Below are 18,047 nucleotides of genomic sequence, written 5' to 3'. Positions count from 1 at the left end.
AAGCAATCAGTTGAATAAATATACAAGTATAGTAAATAATTATTCAAAAAATAGTTGACAAACTTATTGATAAATGATAATATTAAGAAGTTGTCAAAAGAAAATAATTGACCTTTGAAAACTGAACAAAGCAAGAACGAAATAACTGTGTAAGGTGGTTTAACAACGGTTAAACCAAAAGTAACAAAGTGAAAGAAATTTCGCTAGCAAGTCAAAAGAGCTTCAAACAGCATAATCGGTTGGAACCTTTCGAGGCAACAACTACTTTTATGAGAGTTTGATCCTGGCTCAGGACGAACGCTGGCGGCATGCCTAATACATGCAAGTCGAACGCTTTGATTCTACCGGGTGCTTGCACCCACCAGAATCAAAGAGTGGCGGACGGGTGAGTAACACGTGGGTAACCTGCCCATAAGTGGGGGATAACATTCGGAAACGGATGCTAATACCGCATAACTCTAACCACCTCCTGGTGGATGGATAAAAGACGGTTTCGGCTGTCGCTTATGGATGGACCCGCGGCGTATTAGCTAGTTGGTGAGGTAATGGCTCACCAAGGCAATGATACGTAGCCGACCTGAGAGGGTGATCGGCCACACTGGGACTGAGACACGGCCCAGACTCCTACGGGAGGCAGCAGTAGGGAATCTTCCGCAATGGACGAAAGTCTGACGGAGCAATGCCGCGTGAGTGAAGAAGGTTTTCGGATCGTAAAACTCTGTTGTTAGAGAAGAACAAGGATGAGCGTAACTACTCATCCCCTGACGGTATCTAACCAGAAAGCCATGGCTAACTACGTGCCAGCAGCCGCGGTAATACGTAGATGGCAAGCGTTGTCCGGATTTATTGGGCGTAAAGCGAGCGCAGGCGGTTCTTTAAGTCTGATGTGAAAGCCCCCAGCTCAACTGGGGAAGGTCATTGGAAACTGGGGAACTTGAGTGCAGAAGAGGAGAGTGGAATTCCACGTGTAGCGGTGAAATGCGTAGATATGTGGAGGAACACCAGTGGCGAAGGCGACTCTCTGGTCTGTAACTGACGCTGAGGCTCGAAAGCGTGGGGAGCAAACAGGATTAGATACCCTGGTAGTCCACGCCGTAAACGATGAGTGCTAAGTGTTGGAGGGTTTCCGCCCTTCAGTGCTGCAGTTAACGCATTAAGCACTCCGCCTGGGGAGTACGGCCGCAAGGCTGAAACTCAAAGGAATTGACGGGGACCCGCACAAGCGGTGGAGCATGTGGTTTAATTCGAAGCAACGCGAAGAACCTTACCAGGTCTTGACATCCTTTGACCACTCTAGAGATAGAGCTTTCCCTTCGGGGACAAAGTGACAGGTGGTGCATGGTTGTCGTCAGCTCGTGTCGTGAGATGTTGGGTTAAGTCCCGCAACGAGCGCAACCCTTATTACTAGTTGCCAGCATTCAGTTGGGCACTCTAGTGAGACTGCCGGTGATAAACCGGAGGAAGGTGGGGATGACGTCAAATCATCATGCCCCTTATGACCTGGGCTACACACGTGCTACAATGGATGGTACAACGAGTCGCAAGACCGCGAGGTCAAGCTAATCTCTTAAAGCCATTCTCAGTTCGGATTGCAGGCTGCAACTCGCCTGCATGAAGCCGGAATCGCTAGTAATCGCGGATCAGAACGCCGCGGTGAATACGTTCCCGGGTCTTGTACACACCGCCCGTCACACCACGAGAGTTTGTAACACCCGAAGTCGGTGAGGTAACCCTTTTGGGAGCCAGCCGCCTAAGGTGGGATAGATAATTGGGGTGAAGTCGTAACAAGGTAGCCGTATCGGAAGGTGCGGCTGGATCACCTCCTTTCTAAGGATTTTAACGGAACCTACACAGTCGTTCTTCTTTTGTTCAGTTTTGAGAGGTTAATACTTTTTTTATTTAATCTTCTTTAACGGGGCCTTAGCTCAGCTGGGAGAGCGCCTGCCTTGCACGCAGGAGGTCAGCGGTTCGATCCCGCTAGGCTCCATTGCGATGTTATTCGCAATTTTTTGTTCTTTGAAAACTGGATATTGTTTAATTGTAAAAATTGTAAGAAACCGAGAAACACACCGCGTTTGTAAGAGTTTGACACGGATTCCCATCTGTTTAGATGAGTGAATTCGCATTAACACGACCATAGGTTAAGTTAATAAGGGCGCACGGTGGATGCCTTGGCACTAGGAGCCGAAGAAGGACGGGACTAACGCCGATATGCTTTGGGGAGCTGTAAGTAAGCTGTGATCCAGAGATTTCCGAATGGGGAAACCCAACACCCTTTATCGGGTGTTACTGTTGACTGAATACATAGGTCAACAGAGGTAGACGCAGAGAACTGAAACATCTAAGTACCTGCAGGAAGAGAAAGAAAATTCGATTCCCTGAGTAGCGGCGAGCGAAACGGGAAAAGCCCAAACCAGAAAGCTTGCTTTCTGGGGTTGTAGGACTGAACACATAGAGTCATAAATGAATGAAGTAAGAGAAGCGACCTGGAAAGGTCTGCCAAAGAGGGTAAAAGCCCCGTATCTGAAACTTCGTTCACTCTGATCAGTATCCTGAGTACGGCGGAACACGAGAAATTCCGTCGGAATCCGGGAGGACCATCTCCCAAGGCTAAATACTCCCTAGTGACCGATAGTGAACCAGTACCGTGAGGGAAAGGTGAAAAGAACCCCGGAAGGGGAGTGAAACAGCACCTGAAACCGTGTGCTTACAAGTAGTTAGAGCCCGTTAATGGGTGATAGCGTGCCTTTTGTAGAATGAACCGGCGAGTTACGATCCCATGCGAGGTTAAGTTGATGAGACGGAGCCGCAGCGAAAGCGAGTCTGAATAGGGCGAATGAGTATGTGGTCGTAGACCCGAAACCAAGTGATCTACCCATGTCCAGGTTGAAGGTGCGGTAATACGCACTGGAGGACCGAACCCACGTATGTTGAAAAATGCGGGGATGAGGTGTGGGTAGCGGAGAAATTCCAATCGAACTTGGAGATAGCTGGTTCTCTCCGAAATAGCTTTAGGGCTAGCCTCGGAATTAGAATCATGGAGGTAGAGCAACTGTTTGGACTAGGGGCCCTTCTCGGGTTACCGAATTCAGATAAACTCCGAATGCCATTGATTTATATCCGGGAGTCAGACTACGAGTGATAAGATCCGTAGTCGAGAGGGAAACAGCCCAGACCACCAGCTAAGGTCCCAAAGTTTCTGTTAAGTGGAAAAGGATGTGGGGTTGCTTAGACAACTAGGATGTTGGCTCAGAAGCAGCCATCATTTAAAGAGTGCGTAATAGCTCACTAGTCGAGTGACCCCGCGCCGAAAATTTACCGGGGCTAAACAGAACACCGAAGCTGTGGATAGAACCTTTTGGTTCTATGGTAGGAGAGCGTTCTAAGGGCGTCGAAGCTGGACCGTGAGGACTGGTGGAGCGCTTAGAAGTGAGAATGCCGGTATGAGTAGCGAAAGACGGGTGAGAATCCCGTCCACCGAATGACTAAGGTTTCCTGGGGAAGGCTCGTCCTCCCAGGGTTAGTCGGGACCTAAGTCGAGGCCGATAGGCGTAGACGATGGACAACAGGTTGAGATTCCTGTACCAGTTCGTTTTGTTTGAACGATGGAGGGACACAGTAGGCTAAGGAATACGTGCTGTTGGATATGCACGTCCAAGCAATAAGTCTGGGAATGAGTCAAATGCTTATTCCCTTAAGGACAAGTTGTGATGGGGAGGGAAATCAAGTACCGAAGTTCCTGATGTCACACTGTCAAGAAAAGCTTCTAGTGAGAAACGATCTGCCCGTACCGCAAACCGACACAGGTAGTCGAGGAGAGAATCCTAAGGTGTGCGAGAGAACTCTCGTTAAGGAACTCGGCAAAATGACCCCGTAACTTCGGGAGAAGGGGTGCTGACCATTTGGTCAGCCGCAGTGAATAGGCCCAAGCAACTGTTTATCAAAAACACAGGTCTCTGCTAAATCGAAAGATGACGTATAGGGGCTGACGCCTGCCCGGTGCTGGAAGGTTAAGAGGATGGGTTAGCCGTAAGGCGAAGCTCAGAATTGAAGCCCCAGTAAACGGCGGCCGTAACTATAACGGTCCTAAGGTAGCGAAATTCCTTGTCGGGTAAGTTCCGACCCGCACGAAAGGCGTAATGATTTGGGCACTGTCTCAACGAGAGACTCGGTGAAATTATAGTACCTGTGAAGATGCAGGTTACCCGCGACAGGACGGAAAGACCCCATGGAGCTTTACTGCAGTTTGATATTGAGTGTTTGTACAGCTTGTACAGGATAGGTAGGAGCCAATGAAGCCAGGACGCTAGTCTTGGTGGAGGCAATGGTGGGATACTACCCTTGCTGTATGACCACTCTAACCCTCAGCCATGATCTGGCTGGGAGACAGTGTCTGACGGGCAGTTTGACTGGGGCGGTCGCCTCCTAAAGTGTAACGGAGGCGCCCAAAGGTTCCCTCAGAATGGTTGGAAATCATTCGTAGAGTGTAAAGGCAGAAGGGAGCTTGACTGCGAGACCTACAAGTCGAGCAGGGACGAAAGTCGGGCTTAGTGATCCGGTGGTTCCGCATGGAAGGGCCATCGCTCAACGGATAAAAGCTACCCTGGGGATAACAGGCTTATCTCCCCCAAGAGTCCACATCGACGGGGAGGTTTGGCACCTCGATGTCGGCTCATCGCATCCTGGGGCTGTAGTCGGTCCCAAGGGTTGGGCTGTTCGCCCATTAAAGCGGTACGCGAGCTGGGTTCAGAACGTCGTGAGACAGTTCGGTCCCTATCCGTCGCGGGCGCAGGAAATTTGAGAGGAGCTGTCCTTAGTACGAGAGGACCGGGATGGACACACCGCTGGTGTACCAGTTGTTCTGCCAAGGGCATTGCTGGGTAGCTATGTGTGGACGGGATAAACGCTGAAAGCATCTAAGCGTGAAGCCCCCCTCAAGATGAGATTTCCCATCACGTAAGTGAGTAAGACCCCTGAGAGATGATCAGGTAGATAGGTTGGAAGTGGAAGTACAGCGATGTATGGAGCGGACCAATACTAATCGGTCGAGGACTTAACCAATTTTTTAAACGGTGAACGAACGGATTTAAACCAACTTTACAGTAAACAATACCCAGTTTTGAGAGAACAATGTTCTCTTATATGCAAGATGTGCGGTGGCAACGGCAAGAAGGTCACACCTGTTCCCATGCCGAACACAGCAGTTAAGCTTCTTAGCGCCGATGGTAGTGAAGGGTTTCCCTTTGTGAGAGTAGGACGCTGCCGTGCATCTTTTTTATTCCGCAATAGCTCAGCTGGTAGAGCGCATGACTGTTAATCATGATGTCGCAGGTTCGAGCCCTGCTTGCGGAGTTTTTTTTGCTTTAATGATTATATTGGTGCCGCTTTAGCTCAGTCGGTAGAGCGCTTCCATGGTAAGGAAGAGGTCGCCGGTTCGAATCCGGCAAGTGGCTTAAAATAAACTCCTTTAAAAGTTGTACTTTAACAAAGTACAGCTTTTTTTGTATAATCAGCTGGTTAACGGTATACTTGATACAAAATAAGAATAGGAGGGATAGTTTGAAAGCAGTGGTACACAAAGGCCAAAAAGGTATGAAAGGGCTGCATTTGGAAGAATATACTAGTCAAAAGTTGAAAGCGAATGAAGTTCGAGTAAGACTTAAGGTTGTTGGTTTGAATCATCGCGATTTGTTTACAGTCGCTCAACACGATGAAAATACAGTTCCTTTAATTATCGGATCAGATGGTGCAGGTGTAATCAGTGAAATAGAAGCAGAAAATGGACAGTTCAAAGTTGGAGACGAAGTAGTTATTAATCCAGGCTTAGAATGGGCAAATGCTACGGCAGCAGCGCCAGAAAGCTTCGGTATCTTGGGGAGTCCTAACTCTATGAATGGGACTTTTGCTGAAGAAGTCATTTTACCAATCGAAAATATTGCGATTAAACCTTCATTTTTAACTTTTGAAGAATCTGGTGTATTGTCTTTGTCTGCTCTAACAGCTTATCGGGCATTATTTACCAAGGGAGAAATCTCGGAAGGCAAAAGTGTTTTGATTCCTGGTATCGGTGGAGGTGTCGCTACTTTTTTACTTCAGTTCGCTAAAGCGGCAGGAGCCAAAGTTTATGTAACTTCTCGATCAGAAGAAAAGTTGCAACAAGCTAAAGAGTTAGGAGCAGATAAAGGGATTCAAAACGATGCAAACTGGGAAGTAGAACTAGATGGTGAAAAAGTTGACTTGGTGATTGAAACAGTAGGAGCTGCTACTTTTCAAAGATCTCTGAAACAGTTGCGACCGGGTGGTACACTCGTATTAATTGGGTCCTCAACGGGAGATACGATTGAGTTTAATTTAAGAGAGTTTTTTTATGGGCAATATACCCTTAAAGGTACAACAATGGGAAGCGCAGAGGAATACCAGTCGATGCTTGAGTTTATTGAAACATACCAAATCCATCCAGTAGTTGACCAAATTTTTGAGATAGAAGAATTTAAAAAAGCATTTGAAAAGCTGGAAAATGGTAAGCAAGTAGGTAAAATCGGCTTACGGATTTCATAATACGCTAGCACTGGAAAAGTACTTTTTAAAGATAGGGTTTCAATCCCTTTGAATAAAAGAAAAGGACGTGTTAAGAATGGAATTTGAAAAATCTGGCAACCGCTTCTATAAAAACGATGAAAAAGGAAAAATGATTGCTGAAGTGACGTATGTTCCCGCTGGAGAAGAGAAAGTTATTTTAGATCATACATTTGTTGATCCATCATTAAGAGGGCAGGGTATAGCACATCAGCTAGTTGATCGTGTAGTTGAAGAAATGCGAAAAGAACATAAAAAAATTGTTCCGCTTTGTCCTTATGCAAAAGTATTATTTGAAAGAGAGCCCGAAAAATATTCAGACATTCAAGCAAAATAAGTAAAACAAAAACAGAAAATACAAAAATGATTTTCTCGTTTTTGTATTTTCATTATTTTTAAAGGATGAAAATGAAAAGAAGATTAAAATTTTCACTAATTCTGTTTTCTTCCTTTACTTTTTTTGAAATTATTTATATAATCAATCTTGTGCTTGAGAATTGCAGACCTTAAGGCCCGTTGGTCAAGTGGTTAAGACACCGCCCTTTCACGGCGGTATCACGGGTTCGAATCCCGTACGGGTCATACTTTTAAAAGAGGTTTGCGGTAGCAATATGCCGGCTTAGCTCAGTTGGTAGAGCATCTGAATCGTAATCAGAGGGTCGAGGGTTCAACTCCTTTAGCCGGCACTCATTCTTTTAAATAGAGTAGTTTTTTTGTTTTTTTAACTTTTAGGAGGGGTAGCGAAGTGGCTAAACGCGGCGGACTGTAAATCCGCTCCTTCGGGTTCGGCAGTTCGAATCTGCCCCCCTCCACCATTATTGGGCTATAGCCAAGCGGTAAGGCAAGGGACTTTGACTCCCTTATGCGTTGGTTCGAATCCAGCTAGCCCAGTTGCTTTATCAGTAAAGCAGTACATAATATAACATGATGACTTTCTATAGTTGTCCACTTACTAACGTATCGAATTCGCTGTGTCTGACACCGAATCGATCCGTTTTTTTTTTTAGGAGTTGCTGCTTATGTATGAGTGAATAGTCACATGTAGATCATTTATAAAATAAGATGAGATACACTTTCCTGTTTCATAGAGTTATGCTGCTGACGCTACTGAATAGAACTAGAATGGCAGTTAGGCTTCGTTGTGTTGATCCATTTAATCAAAGATAAGCTAAACGATAATGGCTTCTATATAGCTGTCTATGGAATGCGATCAATTCTGGGTCCTATCCTTTTCTCATTGGGCAGATAGAAGTCAGCATTCACCTCATTTATTTTGGTCGCTAACATAAATTAAGTAGATTTTTGAAAATACACTTGAAAAAAAAGAAAAAATAAGATAAGATATAAAAAGATGTTTTGGAGGGGTAGCGAAGTGGCTAAACGCGGCGGACTGTAAATCCGCTCCTTCGGGTTCGGCAGTTCGAATCTGCCCCCCTCCACCATTCTTATTTACTTTAGATATAGAAAGTAAGGTATACTAAGTAAATTAGGTGTAAATCAATATTAAAATTGCAAAGATGTATGGTGATGATAGTAAGAAGGATACACCTGTTCCCATGCCGAACACAGCAGTTAAGCTTCTTAACGCCGATGGTAGTGAAGGGTTTCCCTTTGTGAGAGTAGGACGTTGCCATGCAGAGCACTTTATTTTATATTGAGTCATTAGCTCAGTTGGTAGAGCATCTGACTTTTAATCAGAGGGTCGCAGGTTCGAATCCTGCATGACTCATATAGGAAGACTAAAAAGCAGCGGTTTCGCTGCTTTTTTTTTGTGCAAACAATCGTTTTGTACTATATAGGAGCTTTCTCTATCTTAGTAATGAATAAAGAATAAAAATTAGTTTAAAGTTCAGTTTAAATAGTGTATTATATAGCTAAATGCTATATATTGTTAAAAAAATCACAAAAGTAACGGAGATGAAAAAATGGAAGTCGAAAAAGTTGAAACAGGTTTTTTAATGGAGACATTACGTGCAAGTATTCTTAAAAAAGAAGATTTATTTAACAAAAGTCGGGTACGCTATATGATGCGTTGTATGCTGGCTTGTTTATTTTTAACTATTGGAACGGCAGCTGCTGTTTATTTAGGAGAGACAGTTAATACGATTACACCGGGCGCTGGAAAAATTGCGTATGCACTGATGTTTACTTGGTCATTGGTGATGATTATTTATTTAAATGCTGAACTAGGCACGTCAAATATGATGTACATGACAACTGCAGTTCATCGGAAAATTTTGCCTTTTAAAAAAGCACTCATTATTTTAGCCACTTGTATTTTCTTTAATCTGATTGGCGGTATCCTAGCAAGCTGGTTGATTTCGCATACTGGGGCCTTTTTGCATACGACCCAAGATAGTTTTTTAGTTACAACAATAGCCAGCAAATTACAAAAAGGTCCTTCTCAAGTCTTTTTTGAAGGCATATTTGCTAATTTGATCGTCAATATAGCAGTGTTTGCGACAATCAATATGAAAGATGATGCTGCACGGGTAATTTCAATTGTTTTCATTATTTTTATTTTCGCTTTTTTAGGGTTTGAACACGTGATTGCTAATTTTTCTTCTTTCTCACTTGCTTTCTTTGCTACTGGCGGACATGTTCCTGGAATGACGGCAATCAGCGTCATTAAAAACTTGTTTTTTGCAACTTTAGGAAATTATGTAGGAGGCGGTTTGATCTTAGGCTTAAACTACTCATGGTTGAATAATGGACAGACAAAATACATTGATTAAACAAAAAATAGTAAGGTAAATTTGAATTTTTAGCTGGCAGTGGTAAAATTAAAGAAATAAAACGTTTTTTAGAATAGAGACGGAGGAGAACACTATGGCTAAAATAGAAAAAGATATGGAACCAAAAAAATCACTAGATGAAGTAACAACAAAGAATGAACAAGAGAGTACAGCTTCTTATCAAACGAGTGACGCAGAAAAACCGTTGGACATTATAAATGTGTATGATCTTGAAAAAGAAGCCAGCAAAGTGATCCCAAAAGGCGGATACGATTATATCTCAAGCGGAGCAGGAGATCTATGGACGATTGAACAAAATATCAAATCATTTAACCATAAAACAATTGTGCCGCGCGTTTTAAGAAATATTGAATATCCTGATCAAAGTACATCAATTTTTGGTGATAAAATTTCTACACCTATTATTATGGCACCTGTTGCTGCTCATGGATTAGCTAACAGTAAAGGAGAACCTGCGACAGCTAAAGGGATAGCCGATGCTAAAACCATCATGACGATTAGTTCATATGCGAATAAACCGTTCAAAGAAATTTCGGAAGCAGGCCAAGGTGCTCCGCAATGGTTCCAATTCTACATGAGTAAAGATGACGGCATCAATCGCGATATTTTAGATGAAGCAAAAGCAAATGGAGTAAAAGCAATCGTTTTGACGGCTGATGCAACAGTTGGTGGAAATCGCGAAGCAGATAAACGTAATGGTTTTGTCTTTCCATTAGGCATGCCGATCGTTCAAGCGTATCAAACAGGTGTTGGCCAAACAATGGACGCGGTATATGGGTCATCAAAACAGATCTTAAGTCCTAAAGATGTCGAATTTATTGCTGCTTATTCTGGTTTGCCGGTATTTGTTAAAGGAGTGCAAACAGCAGAAGATGCTCATATTTCGATCGAATCAGGAGCTGGCGGTATTTGGGTGACCAATCATGGTGGAAGACAATTAGATGGCGGGATGCCTGCTTTTGAGTCACTGCAGATCGTTGCTGAAGAAGTAAATAAACGGTTACCTATTGTCTTTGACAGTGGAGTACGGCGTGGGCAGCATGTCTTTAAAGCTTTAGCAAGCGGAGCGGATCTAATTGGGATTGGACGTCCGGTTATTTATGCTTTAGCTTTAGGCGGTGCTCAAGGAGTGACATCTGTTTTTGACTGGTTTAAAGCAGAATTGGAAAAAACGATGCAACTTGCTGGAACTAAAACTGTAGAAGATATTAAAAAAGTCAAACTTCAAAACTATCCCTATTCTTATTAATTTGTTTGAATGGCTCCTGTAATTAATAGAAGAGCACCAAGTTTATTTTTAGTAATAAGCTGTTTATTTACTAGAAGAAAGAAGTTCTATTTCTCTGGTTTTGCAAGCAGTAGTAACATCTAATAGCATATAAGTAAAAAAATGCTGAAAAACTTTTGTTTCCCTACAAGAGTTTTTCTTTTTGTGAAAATTGGATAAAAAAATGCTTTACCATATTAAACAGGTGCCTTGTATTGAAGGGAAGTGTGGTATAATAAAAAACGAGTGACTATTTTAAAACATTATTGGAGGTGCACGTATGTCCATAGATTGGTCACACTTATTTACATGGCGAACTTTTATTAATGCGGTCGATATCTTAGTAGTAACGTTTATTATTTACCAATTGATAAAGATATTGAAAGGTACTAAAGCAGTTCAGTTATTAAAAGGAATTGCCGTCATTATGTTAATCAAAATAGCCAGTTTTTTTCTTCAATTGCAAACAGTGGATTGGATCGTCGACTTGGTTATTCAGTGGAGTGTATTGGCCATCATTATCATTTTCCAACCGGAATTGCGCAGAGGACTAGAACACCTTGGAAGAGGGTCTTTCTTTAAAAATACAAAACGAAAAGTTAATCCAGCAAAAAAGATGATTCAACAACTGGATCAAGCAGTTCAATATATGGCGAAAAGAAGAATAGGTGCGTTGATTTCTATTCAAATGGAAACTGGATTGGATGAATATATTGCCACCGGAATTCCCTTGAATGCGGATATTTCTGGAGAGTTGCTGATCAATATCTTTATTCCAAATACACCTTTGCATGATGGAGCTGTGATGATAAAAGATTATAAAATAGCAGCAGCAGCTGGTTATCTGCCATTATCTGAAAGTTCTTTAATTTCTAAGGAGTTGGGAACACGACACCGGGCAGCTATTGGATTAAGCGAAGTGACGGATGCTATTACAATTATTGTTTCCGAAGAAACGGGAGGAGTCAGTATTTCCCATCGGGGAGATCTGCTAAGAGAACTGTCTAGAGAAGATTTCGTGAAATTTTTAAGCAAAGAATTAATTCTCCCAGAAGAAGATGTCAAGAAGAACCCGCTTCAAGAGTTCGTTGACAGCTTTAAGAAAGGAGTGTAAAAAATGGAAAAGATTTATAATTCTCCATGGTTTACTAAACTAGTTGCTTTTGCTTTTGCGCTATTATTATTTACTTATGTAAATTATGAAAATACCAGCAAATTACGGACAACTAATCCGCTTAATGGTGTAAGCACGACTTCAAGTAAAGTCATTACCAATTTGCCGATTGTTGTTGACATAGACCAAGACAAATATTTTGTTTCGGGTTTTCCTGAAACAGCTTCTATTGAAATTACCGGACCTACAAATATTGTAGCTCAAACAACAGCTAATAAAGGGTTTGATTTAGTAGCGCAAAACTTAGATGAATTAGGAGTCGGTACACATACGATTCGCTTAATACCAGAAGGTCTTTCTTCCGACTTAAAGTATACCGTTACGCCTCCAGAGGTAACGATTACCATTGAAGAAAAACGGGTCGAAACATTCAAAGTAGGGGTTGATTTTGACAGCAGCAGCTTGGCGAAAGGGTATGCAGCCGAAACTCCAACGCTGAATTACGATACAGTTGAAGTTTCAGGAGCTGCTTCAACAATTGACAAAGTCAACACCGTTCAAGCGGTCGTTCCTACAACGGATGAAGTTAAATCTGACATCAAGCAAACTGTACCTGTAAGCGCCAGGGATATAAATGGCAACCAATTAGATGTGATGATCAATCCAAAAGAGGTAACAGTCAATATACGCGTCAAACCAGAAAGCAAAACAGTGCCGGTTACCTTGTCTGAAAGCGGCAAACCTGAATCTGGTTATACCTATGAACTAGGAATTGAAAACGAAAAAGATACTAACGTGACTGTAACAGGCTCACAAGAAACGCTGGATAATTTAAGCAGTTTTCCATTAGAAGTAGATGTATCCGGTATTACGGAAACAACAACGAAAGAAGTAAATCTGCCTTTATTAGAAGGCATATCAACAGTGACGCCAGAAAAAATCACTGTTAGAATTACAGTGACTAAAGATAAAAAGCCAGCGACAGAAGATAAAAAAACAGAAGATTCATCTAAAAATTCAAGTTCAACTAGTACATCAGACGAAAAAAAAAATGAATCGACGAGCAGTTCAACAGAAAATACTGCTAGCAGCGAAGAACCGTCATCAAAAACGAGCAGTTCATCTGCTGTAGAGCAATCTCAACCAAATTCATCAGATGAAAGCAAGTCATCTGATGTGGATTCAAGTCGTTAATAAGCAGATTGTTAAAGAAAGTAGATTCATAACTTTGAAAAGGGGCATTAGAAGAATGGGAAAATATTTTGGAACAGATGGAGTTAGAGGAGTGGCTAACTCAGAGTTAACACCGGAATTAGCCTTTAAATTAGGTAGGTTCGGCGGGTACGTTTTATGTCAACACTCAGAAGGAGTAGAGCATCCGCGCGTCTTGGTCGGCAGAGATACCCGTATCTCTGGAGAAATGTTGGAATCCGCTTTGATCGCCGGTTTGTTATCCGTTGGAATTGAAGTAATGAAATTAGGCGTTATTTCGACACCAGGTGTCGCTTACTTAACACGTATTCAAGGAGCAGCTGCTGGCGTTATGATTTCGGCTTCACATAACCCTGCACCAGATAACGGCATTAAATTCTTTGGATCAGATGGGTTTAAATTATCTGACGCTACTGAACTTGAAATCGAAGCTTTATTGGATCAAGAAGAAGATACATTGCCGCGTCCTAGTGCAGAAGGGTTAGGGACCGTTGATGATTATCCAGAAGGCGCATTAAAGTACACCCAATTCTTGCAACAAACCATTCCAAATGATTTGAGTGGTCTGCAAATTTGTTTAGATGGAGCTAATGGTTCTGCCAGTCCATTGATCAATCGCTTATTTGCTGATTTAGACACTGAATTTGATGTGATGGGGGCTTCTCCTAATGGCTTAAATATCAATGATGGAGTTGGTTCGACTCATCCTGAACAATTGGCTAAATTCGTAGTAGAAAAAGGAGCAGATGCAGGTTTAGCTTTTGATGGTGATGCTGACCGTGTAATCGCAGTAGACGAACTGGGTAATATTGTTGATGGAGACAAGATTATGTACATCTGCGGAAAATACATGTTGGAAAAAGGCCGCTTGAAAAAAGATACCATCGTTTCAACTGTTATGAGTAACTTAGGTTTCCATAAAGCTGTGGAAGCAGCAGGAATGACTGCTCTAGAAACACAAGTGGGTGACCGTTACGTAGTAGAAGAAATGCGTAAGAACGGCTATAACTTTGGTGGAGAACAATCAGGACATATGGTCTTTTTGGACTACAATACGACTGGAGACGGCATGCTTTCAGGAATCCAGCTATTGAATGTCATGAAACAAACTGGGAAAAAATTATCAGAGTTGGCGGAAGAAGTTCAAACCTATCCACAACGTTTGGTGAATATCCGCGTCAGTGATAAAAACGGTGCAATGGAAATCCCAGCGATTAAAACGATTATTGAAGAAGTAGAAAAAGAAATGAACGGCGATGGTCGGATCTTAGTACGTGCAAGCGGAACTGAACCATTATTACGGGTCATGGCAGAAGCTCCAACACAAGAAAAAGTGGATTCTTATGTAGAACGCATTGCGGATGTTGTTAGAGCAGAAATCGGATTAGATTAAGTAAATTAAGAAGAGCTCGATTCATTTAGAATCGAGCTCTTTTAGTTTTTCATCTTTTAGCGTTGGTCAGGAAATTTACTTCGGCTTATGTGGTTGCTTGTGAAAAGCCATGGGACCATTTTGAGCTGACGAATACATCTCAAAACTTGCAAGTTCAAACTTAACGTAACGGCTAAAGCCTAACACTAAGTAATTCTCCTTGCATTCTTTTTCATGGCTACAAGCAACCCCTTACTCCTCCGAAAATTTCTAAAATGAGTTTCTAAATCGTTTTGAATTAAAAGAAATTCAATTTTGTTACTTACCAACGTCAAATCTTGTACAATCTTCTTTTAGTTTAGCAGTAGATGGAGTTAAAAAGATATAAGAAAGACTTAAAAGATCCTAGGGAGTAAAGAAAAATATGCTATACTAAATTGGAATTTCAGTTGGAAACAAAGCAATCAATAGAAAAAACGGCTGCTAACCAGCGCGGGAAAGGGTGAAGGATATAAAATGGATTACAAAACATTGATGGACATCGCTATATTGGCAGGAAAGATCATGCTGGAAAGCAATGCTGAAACCTATCGTGTAGAAGATACAATGAACCATATTTTAAAAACGTCAAAATTTGAAACGACGGAAGCATTGGCCATCGCCACTGGGTTAGTAGCTACACTAGATGATTCCAGCATTGATGACCCGATCACGATCGTTAAACGAATCAATTCACGCGATACGAATTTAAATAAGATTGCAGTTGTCAATACTATTTCACGGCAATTGACCAGTGAGGAAATAACCATTCCAGAAGCGTATGCGGCTTTGCAGAATATTGAAAAAGAACAATATAAACGACTTTACAAAGACCTTGCTATATCAGCTTTAGCTGCTTCTTTTGCTCTGCTGTTAGGCGGCGGTATTTTTGAGATATTGGCTGCTGGGATCAATGGAGGTTTGTTGGCCTTGGTATTGAAAGGTGAAAAAAAGTTAGATATGGGTTCATTTGTTCGTAATGTCTTATCTTCTGCGGTTATTTCGGTAGGTGCCGGGTTGATGCATGCATTCCTTTTTCCTACGCTGAACATGCACTTAGTCATTACGGGTACCATCATGCCGTTAGTTCCGGGAACAGCCATCACAAATGCAATTCGTGACACTTTACAAGGAGATTACATGTCTGGTGGAGCTAAAGCTTTAGAAGCCTTTGTGGTCGCTCTATCCATTGCTCTAGGAGTCGCGATTGGGTTGGTTTTAATTGGAGGTGTCGTCTTTTGATTAGTCAAATCTTAGGAGCTTTTCTAGCAGTTGCAGCAGCGACTATTATTTTAGAATCTCCCAAAAAATATATTTTTGCGACAGCTTTTGTGGGAGCTTTAGGATGGGGTGTTTATTTGCTTTGTCTGGAATCTCTTGGGCCTATCCCAGCGACATATGTTTCAGGATTAGTGATCTCTACACAATCCCATATTTTTTCACGGATTTTTAAAGTTCCTGTAACGATTTTCTTTTTGCCAGGATTTTTTCCTTTGTTTCCAGGTTCGGGAATGTATTTAACGGTTTATGAATTTATCCAAGGCCATAACGCTTTAGCCCAAGGACATTTGCAAAGCACTATCCAAGTAGCTGGGATGATTGCTTTAGCTATTTTTACCATTGATACAGTGTTTAAAGTAATGAAAAGAGCCCAACACATAAAAGCAGAACGGACTACTTAAGTGAAAGTGAATGGCTGCTCTGATGAATAGGTAGTGCAAAACAGGATAAAAAGTGCAGAAGGCAAAATTTTTAACCTGTTGTTTTTATGGGATAGAATGGTTATCCAGTTTTATTCAACAGCTGTCTTTTTATTTTTGGTTAATATATAAGCAGCCAACCAAGCTGTGATTGGTATTATTAGAATAGCACCTGTTCCAATACAGAATATAGAGATCATTTCTGAACTAAATACTTTTGAATTAACTACTTCACCAAGCGAGTAAGTTAAATCTTTAAACCACAATATTAAGGCTAAATAGCCGCCGATAAAGGCAAAATATAAAGTGTTTGTAGTTGTTCCTAAAATATCTTTGCCGACGTTCATACCGGATTTAAATAAATCGTAGCGGCTTATTAAAGGATGATGATGGTATACTTCATTCATTGCCGAAGAAACCGAAATAGAAGTATCGGTGATGGCTCCTATAGTTCCCATTATGATCGTACAAACAGCGATTTTTCCAAAATCTATCCCAACATATAAGGTAAAGGAAGTGAGTTCTTCTAATTCTTCTATTCCGAATCCTTGGATCATCGACTTCTTAACAAATATAAAAATAAGCAGCAATAAAAAAAGCAGCGTGATCAGCGTAGAAATAAAGGCAGTAACCGATTTGATACTAACCGAATTTATATAAAAGAGGTTGATACAACTAATGACTACACAAGCCAGTAGAGTTAAGATAATCGGGTTAATAGTTTGCACAGTCATTAAAAAGACAGTCAAAAAGGTTACGCCAAAATTTAAGAAAAGCGCAATAAAAGACCTTGTTCCTTTTTCTCCGCCAATGAATTTCATTAGGATAAATAAAATGATCGATAAACAGACTAATACGTTCATTTGATTGCTCTCCTTTTATAAATGAAATAAGCTGCAATATAAATACTTATTGGAATGGTCAAGACAATCCCGATGCTTCCGACGAGTGCCCTTGTCAATTCCAAGGATAAATTCATCGATAATGTGTACCCTAATGCAGAGCCGTTTTTTAAATAGAGAAGGATCATCGGAATACTTCCGCTGACATAAGCAAAAAACAATACGTTTGTCATTGCACCCATAATGTCTTTGCCTATTTCCATACCAGATGCTTTTAAGGCTTTTAGCGAGATGTCTTTATTTTTACCATATAGTTCATAAAGAGAGGAGATGATTGTAATCGCAATATCCATTACAGCTCCTAAAGACCCTACTAGAATGCTGGCTAAAAATACTTTTTGCGGCGATCTTGTTATAAACGCCATTTCCTCGTATCTAAGCCCTTTTTCAGCTGTTAAGACCAATACGATATAGGCAATAAGCAAGGAAGAAAAAGTTCCTGCTAAAGTTGCTAGAATAGCAGCGTACGTTTTCTCGTTGTTTCCACTGACCAGTAATAAAGAGGTAACAGTAAAAAAAAGAATTAACCCGCTGCAAATCAGTAATAAACTAGCGTGTTCTGAATTTGTATAATGGTTTAATGCAATGGACAATACTAGGACATTGACAACTAAACTGATGATTGAAAATGATCCGCTTCTTTTACCGATAAGCAGCACAGTAATAATAAAGAGCCAGGCTGCCGCAACAACATATTTATCCCGTTTGGGACCATAAATAATCCCTCTTAACGGCTCTCCTTCATTTGATTGGATGGAAACAAATAATTCATCGCCTCGTTGGTACTTATGATCGTCTGCTCCTGATGAGGAGTAGTTATTTTCTAATGCTATCAATTGGCCTTTTTGATCGCCGTTTTTTAGTTTTCCGACTATCGTTTGGTGGAATAACCTGTCTTCAGTATGAGGCAGATCAACCAATTCCTTTTGTTCTGTAAGTGTTGCTTCTACTACTTCAGCTATGGGCTGTTTATATAAATGAAAATTGTTTTGCATAACCCACATAGACAAAAGGAGACACAACAAAATAAAGCCGTATAAAAAAAGTGATTTTTTTCCGAAATGGATTTTCAAAGAAAGACCTCCAATGTACGAATTCCTATTTACTTG

At 41.3% G+C, this 18,047-nt stretch carries 11 protein-coding genes, 9 tRNA genes and 4 rRNA genes; 22 read left to right on the top strand and 2 right to left on the bottom strand.

Features of this window, described 5'->3' with window-relative positions; all coding sequences use genetic code 11:
- Window positions 1–265: 265 nt before the first annotated feature.
- From BR87_RS06815 to BR87_RS06710, 22 genes are all read left to right on the top strand, one after another.
- Window positions 266–1,827 (top strand): 16S ribosomal RNA (locus BR87_RS06815).
- Window positions 1,828–1,914: 87 nt separating this feature from the next.
- Window positions 1,915–1,987, top strand: a tRNA-Ala gene (locus BR87_RS06810).
- A gap of 152 nt (window positions 1,988–2,139) precedes the next feature.
- Window positions 2,140–5,061, top strand: a 23S ribosomal RNA gene (locus BR87_RS06805).
- A gap of 91 nt (window positions 5,062–5,152) precedes the next feature.
- Window positions 5,153–5,268: ribosomal RNA gene (gene rrf / locus BR87_RS06800) — 5S ribosomal RNA — on the top strand.
- The 16S, 23S and 5S rRNA genes sit together here with 3 tRNA genes alongside, the layout of an rRNA operon.
- 11 nt (window positions 5,269–5,279) lie before the next feature.
- Window positions 5,280–5,352, top strand: a tRNA-Asn gene (locus BR87_RS06795).
- 28 nt (window positions 5,353–5,380) lie between these two features.
- Window positions 5,381–5,453, top strand: a tRNA-Thr gene (locus BR87_RS06790).
- Between the two features lie 115 nt (window positions 5,454–5,568).
- Entirely contained in the window at window positions 5,569–6,558 is a 990-nt protein-coding gene (locus tag BR87_RS06785) for a zinc-dependent alcohol dehydrogenase family protein (protein ID WP_244877073.1), read from the top strand.
- Window positions 6,559–6,610: 52 nt separating this feature from the next.
- On the top strand, window positions 6,611–6,913 hold the full coding sequence (locus BR87_RS06780) for a GNAT family N-acetyltransferase (RefSeq protein WP_425304607.1): 303 nt from the start codon (window positions 6,611–6,613) through the stop codon (window positions 6,911–6,913).
- A gap of 173 nt (window positions 6,914–7,086) precedes the next feature.
- Window positions 7,087–7,158: transfer RNA gene (locus BR87_RS06775), tRNA-Glu, on the top strand.
- Between the two features lie 31 nt (window positions 7,159–7,189).
- A tRNA-Thr gene (locus tag BR87_RS06770) sits at window positions 7,190–7,262 on the top strand.
- Window positions 7,263–7,307: 45 nt separating this feature from the next.
- Window positions 7,308–7,391: transfer RNA gene (locus tag BR87_RS06765), tRNA-Tyr, on the top strand.
- Window positions 7,392–7,395: 4 nt separating this feature from the next.
- Window positions 7,396–7,467: transfer RNA gene (locus BR87_RS06760), tRNA-Gln, on the top strand.
- 467 nt (window positions 7,468–7,934) lie between these two features.
- Window positions 7,935–8,018 (top strand) — tRNA-Tyr (locus tag BR87_RS06755).
- A gap of 78 nt (window positions 8,019–8,096) precedes the next feature.
- Window positions 8,097–8,212 (top strand): 5S ribosomal RNA (gene rrf, locus BR87_RS06750).
- A 20-nt stretch (window positions 8,213–8,232) separates the two neighbouring features.
- Window positions 8,233–8,305 (top strand) — tRNA-Lys (locus tag BR87_RS06745).
- Between the two features lie 196 nt (window positions 8,306–8,501).
- Entirely contained in the window at window positions 8,502–9,311 is an 810-nt protein-coding gene (locus BR87_RS06740; RefSeq protein ID WP_035030214.1) for a formate/nitrite transporter family protein, read from the top strand.
- Between the two features lie 115 nt (window positions 9,312–9,426).
- Complete coding sequence (locus BR87_RS06735; protein ID WP_404813307.1) at window positions 9,427–10,581, top strand: alpha-hydroxy-acid oxidizing protein; 1,155 nt, start codon at window positions 9,427–9,429, stop codon at window positions 10,579–10,581.
- Between the two features lie 298 nt (window positions 10,582–10,879).
- Window positions 10,880–11,713, top strand: coding sequence for a diadenylate cyclase CdaA (gene cdaA / locus BR87_RS06730; protein ID WP_035030210.1), 834 nt, complete (start codon window positions 10,880–10,882; stop codon window positions 11,711–11,713).
- A gap of 3 nt (window positions 11,714–11,716) precedes the next feature.
- The gene (locus tag BR87_RS06725; protein WP_035030208.1) at window positions 11,717–12,907 is read left to right on the top strand and encodes a CdaR family protein; all 1,191 of its coding nucleotides are present in this window, start codon (window positions 11,717–11,719) and stop codon (window positions 12,905–12,907) included.
- Window positions 12,908–12,962: 55 nt separating this feature from the next.
- Window positions 12,963–14,318, top strand: coding sequence for a phosphoglucosamine mutase (glmM, locus tag BR87_RS06720; protein ID WP_035030206.1), 1,356 nt, complete (start codon window positions 12,963–12,965; stop codon window positions 14,316–14,318).
- Window positions 14,319–14,813: 495 nt separating this feature from the next.
- Window positions 14,814–15,578, top strand: coding sequence for a threonine/serine exporter family protein (locus tag BR87_RS06715; RefSeq protein WP_035030204.1), 765 nt, complete (start codon window positions 14,814–14,816; stop codon window positions 15,576–15,578).
- Window positions 15,575–16,018, top strand: coding sequence for a threonine/serine exporter family protein (locus BR87_RS06710; protein WP_035030203.1), 444 nt, complete (start codon window positions 15,575–15,577; stop codon window positions 16,016–16,018). Before BR87_RS06715 ends, BR87_RS06710 begins: the two co-directional genes overlap by 4 nt.
- Before the next feature lie 110 nt (window positions 16,019–16,128).
- On the opposite strand, the gene BR87_RS06705 is transcribed toward BR87_RS06710, so the two are convergent.
- Window positions 16,129–16,899: a YibE/F family protein gene (locus BR87_RS06705; protein WP_035030200.1), complete on the bottom strand. Its 771-nt coding sequence runs from the start codon at window positions 16,897–16,899 to the stop codon at window positions 16,129–16,131.
- Window positions 16,896–18,011, bottom strand: coding sequence for a YibE/F family protein (locus BR87_RS06700; RefSeq protein ID WP_244877040.1), 1,116 nt, complete (start codon window positions 18,009–18,011; stop codon window positions 16,896–16,898). The genes BR87_RS06705 and BR87_RS06700 overlap by 4 nt, the downstream gene beginning before the upstream one ends.
- Window positions 18,012–18,047 lie beyond the last annotated feature (36 nt).

This window comes from Carnobacterium mobile DSM 4848 (assembly GCF_000744825.1).
GTDB lineage: Bacteria > Bacillota > Bacilli > Lactobacillales > Carnobacteriaceae > Carnobacterium_A > Carnobacterium_A mobile.
The sequence above is the reverse complement of the archived record's forward strand: the minus strand, read 5'-3'. Positions and strand labels throughout refer to the sequence as shown.

Coding starts and splice junctions, on each gene's coding strand:
- BR87_RS06740 (WP_035030214.1), top strand. CDS start 8,502: ATGGAAGTCGAAAAAGTTGAAACAGGTTTTTTAATGGAGACATTACGT.
- BR87_RS06735 (WP_404813307.1), top strand. CDS start 9,427: ATGGAACCAAAAAAATCACTAGATGAAGTAACAACAAAGAATGAACAA.
- cdaA (WP_035030210.1), top strand. CDS start 10,880: ATGTCCATAGATTGGTCACACTTATTTACATGGCGAACTTTTATTAAT.
- BR87_RS06725 (WP_035030208.1), top strand. CDS start 11,717: ATGGAAAAGATTTATAATTCTCCATGGTTTACTAAACTAGTTGCTTTT.
- glmM (WP_035030206.1), top strand. CDS start 12,963: ATGGGAAAATATTTTGGAACAGATGGAGTTAGAGGAGTGGCTAACTCA.
- BR87_RS06715 (WP_035030204.1), top strand. CDS start 14,814: ATGGATTACAAAACATTGATGGACATCGCTATATTGGCAGGAAAGATC.
- BR87_RS06705 (WP_035030200.1), bottom strand. CDS start 16,899: ATGAACGTATTAGTCTGTTTATCGATCATTTTATTTATCCTAATGAAA.